This is a genomic window from Lacrimispora sp. (assembly GCF_032078915.1).
Lineage (GTDB): Bacteria > Bacillota > Clostridia > Lachnospirales > Lachnospiraceae > Lacrimispora.
The window spans coordinates 52864-66570 of the sequence record NZ_DAMAUN010000026.1; the positions used below are offsets into that span (position 1 = coordinate 52864).

Genomic DNA, 13707 nt, shown 5'->3' on the forward strand with positions numbered 1-13707 from the left:
ACATACGTGCTATAATACTAAATATAAGCGCTTATACTATAAAAAACCATACACATTGCCTATGGAGTGAAAAGGCATGAGGCAGGAAAAGGAGGTAAAACATGCAGGGAGTTTCTTTGTTGGTTGTTATTGGATTGATTCTGTATACCGTGATTGCTGTGGTTGATCAGATTTCCATTCAATGCGGATTGTATACCCCGTTGTTCGCGGCTGTGATTACCGGGGCATTATTGGGGGATTTGCCAACAGGTCTGGTAGTTGGTGCGACATTGCAGCTCATGACATTGGGAGTTGCTACTTATGGAGGTGCTACGGTCCCGGATTATTTGTCAGGAGCGATTATGGGTACCGCTTATGCAATTATTTCCGGACAGGGGGCAGAATACGGAATCGGTCTGGCTATTCCCATCGGATTGCTGTTAACTCAGATGGACATTCTGGGAAGGATGACCAACTCATTCTTTCAGCATTACGCAGACCGCTGTGCGGAAAATGCGGATTACAAAGGAGTGGAACGGGCAAATTTACTGGGACTGCTGCCCTGGGTCCTTTCCAGGGTGATTCCGGTCGCATTGGGACTGGTTTTTGGAGAGGCAGTGGTAAATGGAGTAAATGCCATTATCCCAGCCTGGTTTATGACAGGACTTAAAACCGCAGGCGCAATTCTTCCTGCAATGGGTATGGCCATACTGATGCGTTACCTGCCCATTAAAAAATACTATCCGTATTTTATCATCGGATTCGTGCTGATTGCCTTTGGAGGCGCTACGTTTACCGTTATGGCGGCCGCATTGATCGGCCTGGCACTGGCTGCTCTTCATCTTTCAAGAGTAAGGGAACGGGCAGCAGTGCAGACTTTGGATGATGAGGAGGTAGAAATCGATGGCTGACAAAAACCAGACAGGAAGCGTGAAATTGGAAAAAAGCGATATCAATAAAGTATATCTGCGTAATCTGTTTACTTTACAGTTTGGCTGGAATTACGAAAAGATGCAGGGCCTTGGATATGCCTATGTCATCATGCCGGTGTTAAAGCGGCTGTACTCCAAAGATCCGGAGAAGATGAAACGTGCACTGAAGATGCACCTGGGTTATTTTAACACCACTCCGGCAATGTCTCATCTGATCGTCGGTGCCGATATGGCGCTGGAGGAAGAGCTGGGAATTGAGGCGGAGGAGGCCATTACCGGTTTAAAGACCGGACTTATGGGACCCTTTGCAGGAGTCGGTGATACGTTGTTCATCGCCATTTACCGGGCCATCGTGTTCTCCATTGCATCTTATATAGCCATGCAGGGGAATCCCATTGGACTTATCATACCTCTCATTGCATGTGCCGGGGTATTATGGATACGATATAAATTTACCTGCGTCGGCTATCAGTCCGGACGAATGCTTGCAACCGGGTTTGCGGATAAAATTTCTCCTATTACAGAGGCGGCCAGCATCCTGGGACTGACTGTGGTAGGAGCACTGATCCCTTCTGTAATCAAATACCGTACGGATCTGCAGTTCACCATGGGAGAAGTAACCTTTGCCCTACAGGATATGCTGGATAAAATCATGCCCTCCCTGCTTCCTCTTGGCATCGTAGTATTTTCATACTGGCTCCTTGGGAAGAAAAAGGTGAATTCTACAAAATTAATTTTTATTCTCATTGGTCTGGGCATGGTACTTGGCAATCTGCAATCCATGCTGACCTTTGTGGCTGGTTTATTTTAGAAAAAAGGAAGTTGAAACAGGAAAGGAAATAGTGGTATGATTGGAATCATAGTAACCGGCCATGGTGAATTTGCCTCTGGTTTAACCAGCGGGTTAAAGCTGCTGGCTGGAGAGACGGAATATTATGAAGCCGTTGATTTTAAAGCGGAGGATTCTACGGAACTTCTGACAGATAATCTGAGGTCAGCGATCCGGAGGCTTAAAGACTGTGAAGCGGTGGCAGTGCTTGCGGATCTGACGGGAGGCTCCCCCTTTAATATGGCTTCCAGACTGAAAATGTCCGGTACCCATGAAAATATGGAGGTAATCGGAGGCATCAACCTTCCTCTGGTCCTTCATGCCTATATGTCCAGGGGAATGATTTCGGATATCCGAGAGCTACTGGATGCCTCCCTGGAGATGGGAAAACAGCATATGATGTATTTTCAGACATCGGATGATGCATGTGAACTGGAAGAATAGGAAGAAGAAAAGGAGAAAGATTCATGGCAATTGTTCATGCGAGAGTAGATGAAAGACTGATTCACGGTCAGGTGGCTATGGTTTGGACCAATACCGTAGGAGCGTCCCGGATCATTGTGGTTAATGATGAAGCGGTAAAGGATGAAATGATCATTGCAGGCCTTAAGATGGCAAAACCGGCAGGAGTAAAGCTTTCCATCCTGTCTTTAAAGCGGGCTGCTGAAAAATTTGCAGAAAAGGCTTACGAAGAGGATAAGGTATTTCTCATAACAAAGAACGTGACGGATATGGCAGCGCTGATCCGCTCTGAAGTCCCGATCAAGGCTTTTAACGTGGGAAATGTAGCTAAAAGAGAAGGAAGCAGACCCATTAAAAAGTCAGTGAACTTAACGGAAGACGATGAAAAGGATATCCGGGAAATGGTACAGCTGGGAGTGAGTGTAACGGCTCAGATGCTGCCTAATGAGTCGGACCAGTCGATCTTAAACATGCTGTAAAATAAATCGGATGCAGGAGGAGGCGGAATGGAATCAGTTCGGTTAAAGATAAGAGAACAATACAATGAAATGAGTAAGGCAGAGAAGAAACTCTCAGATTTTGTATTGTCAGATACCAAAAACTGTCTTGGGATGACGGCAGTTGATATTGCAGGAAAAAGCGGGGTATCCTCCGCCTCTGTGATCCGTTATGTTCAAAAACTCGGTTTTGATGGGTTGGAAGGTTTTAAGCTGGCACTTGCTGCAACCGATGCCCAAAATGATAAGGAAGATATGGTAGACCCCATTATTTCCAAAGAAGATGATTTAGATACGCTGTGCCGGAAAATGGATGCCCTGGTGGATGCGGCATTTCAGGATTTTTTCTATCAGCTGAATAAAGATGCATTAAAAAAAGCTATCAACAAAATTAAGAAAGCCCGACGCATTTATCTGGTGGGGATCGGAAGTTCCTCGCTGCCTGCTTATGACCTGTTCCATAAACTGAAGCGGGCCGACTTAAATGCAAACTTTTATCAGGATATCAATATGATGGTGGAATTTTTCAACTACATTGATAAACGGGATGTGGTGATCGCATTCTCCTACAGCGGACAGTCCCAGGAAGTCCTTTATGCCTGCGGGATTGCAGAAAAGCAGGGAGCATCGATCATAGCGGTTACCCGCAGAAGAGATTCCCCCCTTCAGGATATTGCAGATATATGCCTTCATGTGCCGGACAACGAAAAGGTCATGCGGATCGGTGCATTTACCTCTCTTCATACCTCCATCATGATGGCGGATCTTCTGTACATGGGAGTGATCCAGGAGAATTTAGAGCATTATGAGGTGGAGCTGATCAAAACCAGAAAGATGGTAGAAGGGCTGAAAATAAAGAAATAGAGGAGTTTTATGTGCAATATAGAAAAGCTTACAACGGAATCAACCAATGAAGCTACCCGGAACATTGACAGGCTGGAATCATTGGAAATCGTTACATTAATAAATAATGAAGACAAAAAGGTGGCGGAAGCCATAGAAAAGGTACTTCCCCAAATCGCGGAGGCAGTGGAATCAATTGTAGAGCGTTTCAAAAAAGGCGGACGGATCATTTACTGCGGCGCAGGATCGTCCGGCCGGATGGGCACGCTGGATGCGGTGGAACTGACTCCCACTTACAGCGTATCCCCGGCCAGGGCCTTTGGCCTTCTTGCAGGCGGTGATGAGGCCATGTATACAGCGGTAGAGGGTGCGGAAGATTCAGAAGAACTGGCAGTTGAGGACTTAAAAAGGGTGAAGCTTACAGCCGATGATTGTGTGATCGGCATTGCAGCCAGCGGAAGGACTCCTTACACAAAGGCGGCCCTGGAATTCGGAAAACAAACAGGTGCCTTTACTATTTCCGTTACCTGCAATCAGGACAGCGCCATGGCAAAGATCGCGGATATATCCATTGCCCCGGTAGTGGGACCAGAGGTAATCAACGGATCCACCAGGATGAAGGCAGGAACCGCTCAGAAAATGGTAGTTAATATGCTTTCCACCGGAGCCATGATAAGGCTTGGTAAGGTATACCGGAATTATATGGTTCATGTGCAGCCCACCAATGAAAAGCTTATAAAGCGGGCGGTTAAGATGATCGTAGACTTAACAGGTGCGAAAGAGGAGCTGGCTCTTAAGGTGCTTTATGAGGCAGATAAGGATGTGGCGGCTGCCATCGTGATGATCGAATGCGGCTGCAGAAAAGATCAGGCCAGGGAAGCCCTTTTAGAATCCGGCGGTCAGGTGAGGAAAGCCATTGCCGCTGTGAAAAACGGAGTTTCGTCAGATGATAAGAGCCTGGAATGATAAAAATGAGACGATATTGGATGCAATGGCAGAGCAGCTTGTTCGGGACCAAGTGATCTGGGGAGCAAGCTGGGGCTTTGTCAGTGATCAGGGGATCCGTTTAAAGTACGCCGGAAAGCAGGGTGCGGTGGTCCCCTATTGTGACCGGGACGTGGAAGCAGGTATGTATTATGACCTTGCTTCGCTGACTAAGGTAATTGGGACGGCCACCCGGGTCCTTCAGCTGGTGGAAAAAGGAGTGATAAGCCTTTCTACTCCGGTAAAAGAGATCCTGGGCCGGTTTTCCTATGGGGATGTCACGGTGGAACACCTGCTGCTTCATTCAAGCGGCCTTCCTGCCGAGATTCGGAACAAAGAAAGCTGGAGCCGGGAAAATCTTCTGGAATATCTCTATACCACACCAAGGGAAAGAGAGGCAGGAGAAGGCTTCCTGTATTCGGATGTAGGCTTTATCCTGCTGGGAAAGATCATTGAGAATCTGGACAAATCAACTCTTGAGGATACCTTCCGGGAGCATATTTTTACCCCCCTTGGGATGATGGATACCTCCTATCTGGTCCAGGGAAGCAGGGAGCGCTGCATCCCCACGGAATGTACGGAACAAAGAGGCTGTATCTGCGGAGAAGTTCATGATTCAAAAGCTCATCTGCTGGGGCAGTGCGGCAGCGCCGGTTTGTTTTCTACATTGGAAGATGTGGTGAAATTTGTTAAGGCTTATCTGGAACATTCCCGGCATTTGTTTGGAGAAGAGATATTTGAAAAACTTAGCAGTACTATAAAGTTTGAACGCACTCTGGGCTGGAGCAAGGAGTATGGAAGGGATACGCTTTATCATACCGGCTTTACAGGAACCTCAGTTTTGATGGATATGAAGAGCGGAAAAGGTTTTGTTCTGCTGACAAACAGGATCCATCCCAGCCGGAACAATGAGGAATTCTTAAAGATGAGAAAGAAGATGAATGAAGTTTATCTGAAGATGGTTTCATAGACTTATATAAATGGGGGCGGCTCTTTCTCAAAAGGCAGCCCCTTGCTTCTGCCATACCGATTCGTTTTTACTTAGGCTTCCCTTTATCGCTGGATAGCTATGGATTCCATACTTGACTTTTTGTGACTAAATAGCTATAATAGAACGGTTATATTTTTCGTACAGAGAACACGCGATCGTGTTGATATAGAGGCGGAATTATTATTTTAAAATAATAATCCCGCCTCTATTTATATTTAAGGAGGCAATTTACAATATGGATAAAAACAAAACATTTCACTTGTTTGGGGCGATAATCGCCGCAGGTATTTTAGCTTTTTCCGGAGTATTAATTGAAACGGCAATGAATGTGACATTCCCATTGCTAATTCAGGAGTTTCGTGTGACTACGTCAGGAATTCAATGGGTAACTACCATTTATTTGCTTATGATTTCCGTCATTGTTCCAATTTCTTCTTATTTAAATCAGAACTTTTCAGCACGGAATTTATTTATCACAGCCAATCTATTCTTTTTACTGGGAGTTTTGATAAACTGCTTTTCGGCGTCATTTTCCCTGCTTTTGCTGGGGCGCTTGCTGCAAGGGGTGGGTACAGGCATAGGCCTTCCTCTTATGTTCCACATCATTCTCACAAAGGCTCCGGCCGAAAAGCGGGGAATGATGATGGGAATAGGGACTCTGACAACTTCAATCGCTCCCGCCATTGGCCCCACTTACGGGGGACTTATTTCCAACCTGTTGAACTGGCGGTATATTTACATCTTCTTGATTCCTCTTATGATTCTTTCCCTTGTTCTCGGTCTGCACTCCATTCCAAATGAGGTTTCAAGAAAAAAGCAGCATCTGCATTTTCGTTGTGTTTTCTTTTTGGCCATTACCTTTACTTCTTTTATAATGGCTCTAAGTGCCGGATCAGGAATTGTTTTTGCATTGTTTCTAGTTATTGGGCTTGTAAGCGGTTTTTTGTTTGTGTTGTCTAACAGCAAAACTCCCTTATTGCAAATGTCGGTGTTAAAAAACAGAAGATTTTCTTCATTCTTATTCAGCCTTCTTATATATCAGGCTTTACTTTTGGGGTTATCTTTCGTCCTGCCAAACTATCTGCAAATTTCTGCTGGCTATAGTTCATCTGCCGCAGGGGCCTTTATGTTTCCTGGTGCTTTGATGGGTGCTTTACTTGCTCCTCTTTCGGGGAAGCTATTAGACAGAATTGGTGCAAGCAAGCCCATTTTGACCGGCCTTTTTACAACCATCGTTGGGATCTCTTTGTTTCTTGCGCTGTTGCATACCAATTCGTTGGTGCTCTTAATAGGCGCTCATCTTATTCTGATGACAGGTCTTGGCCTTTCTTATAGCAACCTGATGACCTGCAGTTTAAGCGCACTGCCGTCCAGTCAAATTTCAGATGGGAATGCATTTGTAAATACCTTTCAGCAGTTCATAGGCGCTGTTGCTACAGCGCTGGTCGCCGCTGTATTTTCTTTTTATCAAAATAAATACGGTTTTATCTCTGGTACTACCTCCGGAGCATGGATTGTTCTTCTGATTTTCTTCTTTTTATTGGTTACAAGCACAATTGTTACTCTATCAGCATTGAAAAAGAAATAAAATTTAATTAATCCTGAATTTCCCCGGTATTGTCGGGGCTTCAAGCATGGTCTTTTGCCCGGCCCTGTGTTTTAACATTCAAAATCCCATTCTAGAATTGTAATGTATGAGCCTATATAGTAAAATAAGCAAAGAGAACTGCTTTTCAGGGTCATGATACTCTGGTTGCAGAAAAAAGGTAAAGCTGTTGGAGATATTTGAAAGAAGGGATTAGCTGATGAATGAAAACACACCGGTTATAGAAACACAACGGTTAATTTTACGAAAATTTACTCCCGAAGATGTTATTGATTTTTTTGAAATTATGAGCGATAAAGAAGTGAATGCTTTTCTTCCGTGGTTTCCGCTTAGAACTGTTGAGGAGGCAATGACATTCTTAACCGATCGGTTCCTTGTATATTACAGCAAACCAAGTGCTTATCGGTACGCTATCTGTCTGAAAGAGGATAACAAGCCGATTGGATATGTTTGGCTGAGTGAAGGCGAAAGCCTCGACTTTGGTTATGGACTGAAAAAAGAGTACTGGCATAAAGGTGTCGTTACAGAAGCGGCAAAAGCGGTTGTGAAAAAAATAAAAGATACTGGATATCCATATATCACAGCCACCCATGATGTGAATAACCCTCGAAGCGGCGAAGTGATGAAAAAACTTGGCATGGTCTACAAATACTCCTACGTGGAACAGTGGCAGCCAAAAGATATTCCTGTAACCTTTCGTATGTATCAGCTTAATTTTGATGGTAAAGATGAGAAAACGTATATGGAGTATTGGGATAAGTATGCGGATCACTTTGTGGAAAACATCGGACTATAAAAATTTCTGGAAGCTTCCAGCTGCATGGAAAGCTATTGCCGAGAATGGTAAAAGTCGACTTTGGCAGGTTATTTGTGACAGCAAAATACCTTTTGACATTATGAACAATGCCGGGGAATCATGAAAGCGGGGTACGGATATGGATTCTGCTCTCCAATTAAGAGTGAAATTTGATGCCAATAAGTTAGTTGCGGAGAACGAAATTAAATCTTCGCTGGAGCAATCAAAAATAGTTCAAAAACTTACAAGTGATTATGAAGAAAATGCCTTTTTTAATCTTTTTCGCCTCATGTGCCTGTCTGAAATTCCATATGCAGAACGGTTGCCATATACGGAAAATATAATCGCTTTTATTTCTAACCGCTTGGCCCTGCCAGAGGGATTTTCTTATACTGGCAATGTAAATTATATTGTCCCATGCTATAATGCAATGCTGTTGGAAGCGTATACCCGATTAGGAAAGGCAGCTTCACGGGAAACACAAAATGCGCTGAATTGGATCAAACAGTATCAGGTGCTTGAGCGTAACCAATCAACAGCGTGGAAGTATGATGGGATTTGCAAGCATGGCGGCTGTATGAACGCTGCTCCTTGCTATATTGGCATTGGGAAAACAGTGTGGGCATTGCTTACATATGATGAATTTACAAATTATTCAGACAAGGCAGTGGAAGACTTGATTGAAAAAGGCACTGAATATATGCTTCGGCACAATCTGTACCAGCGGTTGTCAAATCATGCTCCTATCAGCGCTCACATTACGGACATTATGTTTCCACAGGCATATATGCTTTCTCTTACTGATTTAGTGTATATTGCAGGCAAGGCAAATCTTTGGGCCGACACCCGGAGCAATGCATTGAAGAAATTAGTTAATCACAAGGCCTGCGACAAAGGTAATTGGAAGATTGATTATACTTACAGCCACAAAGGGTATAAGGCATTTGATACGAAAAGGAAAGTGTCAGAATGGGTTGGGTATGTATTTAATTCAAGCTTGTCAGCAGAGTGATAGTAAAGAAAGCGTATATTTCATCTAAGAGTAAGCTGCCATACCTGTTGGATATTTCATTGCCATCAACCCAAATGGATGATTCTTTCTGGCCGGCGGTCTGTTTACCGGCATGTTCAAAGATGCTTTTTAATGCTTTTCTAAATCAAGCCCTGGAAAAATTTGAAATGCACAAACGCCTATAAGGAAAGGATGTGTTGTTATGCCGAATCAATTATCCAGGGGGGTAAAACCCTCAAAACAGGCTGTATACTCCCTCTGCGGGAGCATACAGCCCTTTTGTTATGGGGCGTGACCCTGTTGAGCACGCGAAGAGCGCGAAATATCAACCACCCGCTATGCGGTTGCGCGATGTTGTCAGCATCCTGTTTTTTGGTCTGCTTGTAGTCTCTTGTTAACGGACCTAAGTGAAAGTGCAAGTATCACATTGTATTACATTTAGGCATAGACAAGAAATATTGGTGCGGAATGAGCTCATCTGCAATTGCTGAAAAAGAAATTTTTGTTTATTTCAATAAATATTAGAAATAATAGATACCGTGTAAACTGGACAGTACAATAGTATTCATTAAATAGAAAGGCGGATTTTATGGCAGAAGAAAATAATAATATGGAAGAACTGTTCCGGCAGGTGGATTATCATTTGCTTCATGACGAACGTCCATCGGAATATCTGGAAAAGATCAGCGGGGAACCGTGGTTTTTGGATTACCCGTTTTCCATGCTCGGCAGGATGAAGGAAACTCCACAGTCAAAACGTTATCATCCGGAAGGAAGTGTATGGAATCATACGATGATGGTAGTGGATCAGGCAGCGGAACAAAAGGCGAAAAGTAAAGATGCACGGGCATTTATGTGGGCGGCTCTGCTTCATGATATCGGCAAACCGGCAGTGACGAAAGTCCGAAAAGAAAAAATTACTGCATATAACCATGATGCTGAAGGAGAACATCTCACGGAGGATTTTTTGTCCTGCTTTTCCGACGATGCCAGGTGGATCAGGGCAGTCGCAAAACTGGTCCGGTATCATATGCACATTCTGTATGTGACAGACGGGCTTCCTTTCGGCGATATCGATGGTATGAAGCGGGAGACAGATATCGGTGAAGTTGCACTGCTTGGGCTTTGTGACCGGATCGGAAGGGGCGGAAGCGTTCCGGAAGATGAAACAAAGGCGGTCAGGCAATTTCTGAAGAAAATGCAGAATATGTAAAAGCTTGATACATTCATTGAGTCTCTTATCATAAATTGAATCATTAATTTCATCCAGGAGGAAACAAGTCTGATTTTATTGTAAGGCTGCTGTATAAAACATTTTCTTTATAAATAACTTCCAGAAATAGGCAAATAATGATCGTTGTACTATAATAAAGGAAGGTCACAGAAATTAATGAATTTAGAGAGGCTAACTATGAAAATAAATTATGGAATTATATCAACCGCTTCCATCGGGAAACGGTTCATCGGTGCAGTGAGGGCCAATGGAGGATCGGTGGCCGCGGCGGCGTCAAGGTCACTGGACAGGGCAAGGATATTCTGTCAGGAAAACAATATTGAGAAGCCTTATGGCTCTTATGAAGAACTTTACCAAGATCCGGAGATTACGGCTGTGTATATCACAACAATAAACCGGGAGCATTTTCATGAAATGAAGCAAGCTTTGAATAACGGAAAGCATGTACTTTGTGAAAAACCGTTTACGCTGTCAAAACCGCAGGCAAAAGAAATCTTTCAGCAGGCAAAGGAAAAAGGGCTGTTTGTGATGGAAATGCAAAAGAGCCTTTTTCTTCCTGTCACCGATCTGATTAAAACGTATATTGATTCAGGAATGTTAGGAAAACTCCATCAAGTGGATATGAGTGCATCTTTTCAAAGCCCAAAGGCTTCATGGATGCATGAAAAGGATCAGGGAGGAGTTGTTTATGGAAGCGCTTCCTATACTTTTGAATATCTTGATTATCTGCTGGAGCCTGCCGATGTAATCGTGCAGGCATTGGGTACCAGGGGGGAAACCGGAGTTCAGGACTCTGTCGGCCTTAATATAAGAATGAATGATGTTCTGATCAGCAGCCGTATTTCCATGCGGGGGCCGGCAGAAAGTTTTGCAGTTTTTTATTTTGAAAAGGGATTTATAAAAACCAATGAATACTGGAAGGCGGACCGCTGCGAGATACATACCGGCCAGGGTGTTGAGCTGATTGAGAGAACGGTTGATTTTGAAATGAAATATGAGGTGGCACATGCGGAAGCATGCATCAGGCAAGGCCTGACGGAGAGTCCTGTTATGACGGCTGAAAGAACACTTCGCTGCTGCGGGCTTGTGGATCAGATAATGGAATCGTTAGACTAAAAGTAGGGGAGAGCAGCTTCTTTTTTGTTCTGTGATTGAAGCAAATTAGTTGAGGTTTTATTGTGTTTGTTTATGATAAATGCTATGATAAAAAGGACTATAATCAGCACAGAAAAGAGGACAGGTATGAAGTTAATACTAATAAGACATGGAGAACCAGACTATTCCATTGACTCTCTCACAGAAAAAGGCTGGAGAGAGGCAGATTTGCTTTCCGAAAGGATCAGTAAGCTTTCTGTTTCCGCTTTTTACTGCTCCCCTCTTGGAAGAGCAAAGGATACTGCAAAAGCAACATTACAAACATTACATGCTGAGGCGGAGGTATTGCCCTGGCTTAGAGAATTCCGTGCGCCGGTTGATCACGGGGCCGGTGAAACCAAAACCATACCCTGGGATTTTATGCCCGGATACTGGACAAACCAAAAGGAGCTTTACGACAGAGATTTATGGTTTGAAAATGAGAGGATGAGAACAGGGCCTGTAAAAGAAGAATATGAAAAGGTGGCTTCCGGGCTTGATGGGTTATTAAGGAAACATGGATATCAGAGAGAAGGCGGAATGTACCGGGCCGTACCGGGGAGTGACGATACCATCGTCCTGTTCTGCCATTTTGGCGTGACCTGTGTTATGCTGTCTCATCTTCTGGGAATCCCGGCCCCATTGCTGTGGCAGGGCTTTTTTCTGCCGCCTTCATCGGTCACCACACTGGAGACGGAAGAGCGGATCGAAGATGAGGCTTATTTCCGGTGCAAGGGAATGGGGGATACGGCTCATTTATACGTGAAAGACGAGCCAATTTCAAATGCTGGATTTTTCCCTCGTTTTTCTGACCTGGTATAGACTTTGTTTTGTAGATGATTGTTGACGCAGACACAAAATATCGGTATAATAACGATGAAGTGCTAACGGATGGGAGGACTGTTCATGGATAGACAAGAACAGGTCATGGCGGGTTTTTGGGATATATTTAATAAGATTATTGGGATTAACAGTATCAAGTTGAAAGAAAACTTTGATGGTTATAATCCCTCTGAAATACATTGCGTTGAATACGTTGGAAAAAATGCAGATTCTAACGTGACAATACTTGCAGATTCTTTATATATGACAAGAAGTGCCATAAGTAAATTGACTAAAAAGTTAGTAAAAAAAGGGCTTATTGAAAGCTACCAAAAACCAGAAAACAAAAAGGAAATCTATTTTAGGCTTACTGAAAAAGGGGAAGCAATTTACAACGTCCATGAGGAATTACACAAGGGGTATCAAGAACGGGATAAAGCTGTATTTGAGCAGATGACGAAAGAACAGTTTGATATTATAATCAGCTTTGCAGAAAAGTATAACAGGCATTTGGATACAGAGATAGAAAAAATGGGTGTAGATATTAAGTCTGGATATTTTGATAAATTATAGAAAGTCCTCATAAACAGAATCATATGAATTTGAATCATGAAAACTTTGGGCAGCCCAATTCTATTAAGAGTGGGCTGCATTTTATTACTGTAATTTTGTTGACAAGGACACAAAAGCGTGTTACAGTATTATTGTGTCCAAGGACATAATAATACTTCAAAGGGAGTACAACAAATCATGCAAAGAAAAACGCTATACTCAAGAAACTTCATACTTTTCCTGATAGGTCAAATCATTTCGGTTTTTGGTAATCAAATTTTAAGATATGCCATTCCGCTTTACCTGTTAAATCAAACAGGTTCATCTGCATTACTTGGAACAATTTCAGCAGTTGCTTTTATACCCATGCTTGTACTGTATCCAATAGGGGGAATTATTGCTGACCAGTTTAATAAGAAAAACATAATGATAATACTGGATTTTAGTACAGCAATACTGATTATTTTATTCTGTTTGTTAGAAGGAACGATAAATATTATCCCTCTTATTGCAATCGTTATGCTATTCTTATATGGCATACAGGGGGTAGATCAACCGGCTGTAAAAGCAAGTGTATCAGCTTTGGTAAGCCCGGAACATATGATGAAAGCAAACTCCATTGTTGATGTTATCAACTCTCTTGCAAGTATGATGGGGCCAGTCATTGGAGGTATTCTGTTCTCTGTTTTTGGATTGACACCAGTCTTATATACAAGTATTGTTTTCTTCTTTGGTGCAGTAATAGTAGAAATCTTTACTGTAATTCCATTCGAGAAGAAACAGAGAAAAGGTACTATGCTTTCTACTGGTGTGGTTGACTTAAAAGAAAGTTTTGAGTTTCTGTTCCAAAAGCAATCCATGCTTTTGAAAGTATCATTAGTTTATGCTTCTTCTAATATCTTATTAACTTCACTTGTTTTAATAGGTGCTCCAGTTCTTATCACACAATATTTGGGATTTACCGTAGACACAGCTAATCGGTTATATGGATATTCGCAAGGTGTGATAGCTGCCGGTGCAGTATTGGGAGGCTT

The 13707-nt window shown here is 43.0% G+C and carries 15 protein-coding genes; all 15 read left to right on the plus strand.

The window, feature by feature from the left end; all coding sequences use genetic code 11:
• Nucleotides 1-101: 101 nt before the first annotated feature.
• Nucleotides 102-890: a PTS mannose/fructose/sorbose/N-acetylgalactosamine transporter subunit IIC gene (locus RT269_RS12380; RefSeq protein WP_313182998.1), complete on the plus strand. Its 789-nt coding sequence runs from the start codon at nucleotides 102-104 to the stop codon at nucleotides 888-890.
• Nucleotides 883-1722 carry a PTS system mannose/fructose/sorbose family transporter subunit IID gene (locus RT269_RS12385; RefSeq protein ID WP_313183000.1) on the plus strand — a complete coding sequence of 280 codons (840 nt, stop codon included), beginning with the start codon at nucleotides 883-885 and terminating at the stop codon, nucleotides 1720-1722. The genes RT269_RS12380 and RT269_RS12385 overlap by 8 nt, the downstream gene beginning before the upstream one ends.
• A gap of 36 nt (nucleotides 1723-1758) precedes the next feature.
• Nucleotides 1759-2184 (plus strand): PTS sugar transporter subunit IIA, encoded by a 426-nt coding sequence (locus RT269_RS12390; protein WP_313183001.1) that lies wholly within the window; start codon nucleotides 1759-1761, stop codon nucleotides 2182-2184.
• Between the two features lie 23 nt (nucleotides 2185-2207).
• The gene (locus RT269_RS12395; RefSeq protein WP_313183003.1) at nucleotides 2208-2681 is read left to right on the plus strand and encodes a PTS system mannose/fructose/N-acetylgalactosamine-transporter subunit IIB; all 474 of its coding nucleotides are present in this window, start codon (nucleotides 2208-2210) and stop codon (nucleotides 2679-2681) included.
• A 27-nt stretch (nucleotides 2682-2708) separates the two neighbouring features.
• Entirely contained in the window at nucleotides 2709-3563 is an 855-nt protein-coding gene (locus RT269_RS12400) for a MurR/RpiR family transcriptional regulator (RefSeq protein ID WP_312442028.1), read from the plus strand.
• Nucleotides 3564-3572: 9 nt separating this feature from the next.
• Nucleotides 3573-4508 carry an N-acetylmuramic acid 6-phosphate etherase gene (murQ, locus tag RT269_RS12405; RefSeq protein WP_313183005.1) on the plus strand — a complete coding sequence of 312 codons (936 nt, stop codon included), beginning with the start codon at nucleotides 3573-3575 and terminating at the stop codon, nucleotides 4506-4508.
• Nucleotides 4489-5496 carry a serine hydrolase domain-containing protein gene (locus RT269_RS12410; RefSeq protein WP_313183006.1) on the plus strand — a complete coding sequence of 336 codons (1008 nt, stop codon included), beginning with the start codon at nucleotides 4489-4491 and terminating at the stop codon, nucleotides 5494-5496. Before murQ ends, RT269_RS12410 begins: the two co-directional genes overlap by 20 nt.
• A 256-nt stretch (nucleotides 5497-5752) precedes the next feature.
• Nucleotides 5753-7105, plus strand: a complete 1353-nt coding sequence (locus RT269_RS12415) for an MFS transporter (RefSeq protein WP_313183007.1) — start codon at nucleotides 5753-5755, stop codon at nucleotides 7103-7105.
• Nucleotides 7106-7322: 217 nt separating this feature from the next.
• Nucleotides 7323-7919 (plus strand): GNAT family N-acetyltransferase, encoded by a 597-nt coding sequence (locus RT269_RS12420; protein WP_313183008.1) that lies wholly within the window; start codon nucleotides 7323-7325, stop codon nucleotides 7917-7919.
• Between the two features lie 139 nt (nucleotides 7920-8058).
• Complete coding sequence (locus RT269_RS12425; protein ID WP_313183010.1) at nucleotides 8059-8931, plus strand: hypothetical protein; 873 nt, start codon at nucleotides 8059-8061, stop codon at nucleotides 8929-8931.
• Nucleotides 8932-9520: 589 nt separating this feature from the next.
• The gene (locus tag RT269_RS12430; RefSeq protein WP_313183012.1) at nucleotides 9521-10144 is read left to right on the plus strand and encodes an HDIG domain-containing metalloprotein; all 624 of its coding nucleotides are present in this window, start codon (nucleotides 9521-9523) and stop codon (nucleotides 10142-10144) included.
• A 198-nt stretch (nucleotides 10145-10342) separates the two neighbouring features.
• On the plus strand, nucleotides 10343-11281 hold the full coding sequence (locus tag RT269_RS12435; RefSeq protein ID WP_313183014.1) for a Gfo/Idh/MocA family protein: 939 nt from the start codon (nucleotides 10343-10345) through the stop codon (nucleotides 11279-11281).
• Between the two features lie 126 nt (nucleotides 11282-11407).
• A complete protein-coding gene (locus RT269_RS12440; protein ID WP_313183015.1) occupies nucleotides 11408-12121 on the plus strand; it encodes a histidine phosphatase family protein in 714 nt (237 codons plus the stop codon).
• An 84-nt stretch (nucleotides 12122-12205) separates the two neighbouring features.
• Nucleotides 12206-12694 carry a MarR family transcriptional regulator gene (locus RT269_RS12445; protein WP_313183017.1) on the plus strand — a complete coding sequence of 163 codons (489 nt, stop codon included), beginning with the start codon at nucleotides 12206-12208 and terminating at the stop codon, nucleotides 12692-12694.
• A 177-nt stretch (nucleotides 12695-12871) separates the two neighbouring features.
• Nucleotides 12872-13707 (plus strand): MFS transporter (locus RT269_RS12450; protein ID WP_313183019.1); only part of this gene is annotated, 836 nt, incomplete at its 3' end.

What these genes read in the sequence shown, in the direction of transcription:
- RT269_RS12380 (WP_313182998.1), top strand. Translation starts at nt 102, where the DNA reads ATGCAGGGAGTTTCTTTGTTGGTTGTTATTGGATTGATTCTGTATACC.
- RT269_RS12385 (WP_313183000.1), top strand. Translation starts at nt 883, where the DNA reads ATGGCTGACAAAAACCAGACAGGAAGCGTGAAATTGGAAAAAAGCGAT.
- RT269_RS12390 (WP_313183001.1), top strand. Translation starts at nt 1,759, where the DNA reads ATGATTGGAATCATAGTAACCGGCCATGGTGAATTTGCCTCTGGTTTA.
- RT269_RS12395 (WP_313183003.1), top strand. Translation starts at nt 2,208, where the DNA reads ATGGCAATTGTTCATGCGAGAGTAGATGAAAGACTGATTCACGGTCAG.
- RT269_RS12400 (WP_312442028.1), top strand. Translation starts at nt 2,709, where the DNA reads ATGGAATCAGTTCGGTTAAAGATAAGAGAACAATACAATGAAATGAGT.
- murQ (WP_313183005.1), top strand. Translation starts at nt 3,573, where the DNA reads ATGTGCAATATAGAAAAGCTTACAACGGAATCAACCAATGAAGCTACC.
- RT269_RS12410 (WP_313183006.1), top strand. Translation starts at nt 4,489, where the DNA reads ATGATAAGAGCCTGGAATGATAAAAATGAGACGATATTGGATGCAATG.
- RT269_RS12415 (WP_313183007.1), top strand. Translation starts at nt 5,753, where the DNA reads ATGGATAAAAACAAAACATTTCACTTGTTTGGGGCGATAATCGCCGCA.
- RT269_RS12420 (WP_313183008.1), top strand. Translation starts at nt 7,323, where the DNA reads ATGAATGAAAACACACCGGTTATAGAAACACAACGGTTAATTTTACGA.
- RT269_RS12425 (WP_313183010.1), top strand. Translation starts at nt 8,059, where the DNA reads ATGGATTCTGCTCTCCAATTAAGAGTGAAATTTGATGCCAATAAGTTA.
- RT269_RS12430 (WP_313183012.1), top strand. Translation starts at nt 9,521, where the DNA reads ATGGCAGAAGAAAATAATAATATGGAAGAACTGTTCCGGCAGGTGGAT.
- RT269_RS12435 (WP_313183014.1), top strand. Translation starts at nt 10,343, where the DNA reads ATGAAAATAAATTATGGAATTATATCAACCGCTTCCATCGGGAAACGG.
- RT269_RS12440 (WP_313183015.1), top strand. Translation starts at nt 11,408, where the DNA reads ATGAAGTTAATACTAATAAGACATGGAGAACCAGACTATTCCATTGAC.
- RT269_RS12445 (WP_313183017.1), top strand. Translation starts at nt 12,206, where the DNA reads ATGGATAGACAAGAACAGGTCATGGCGGGTTTTTGGGATATATTTAAT.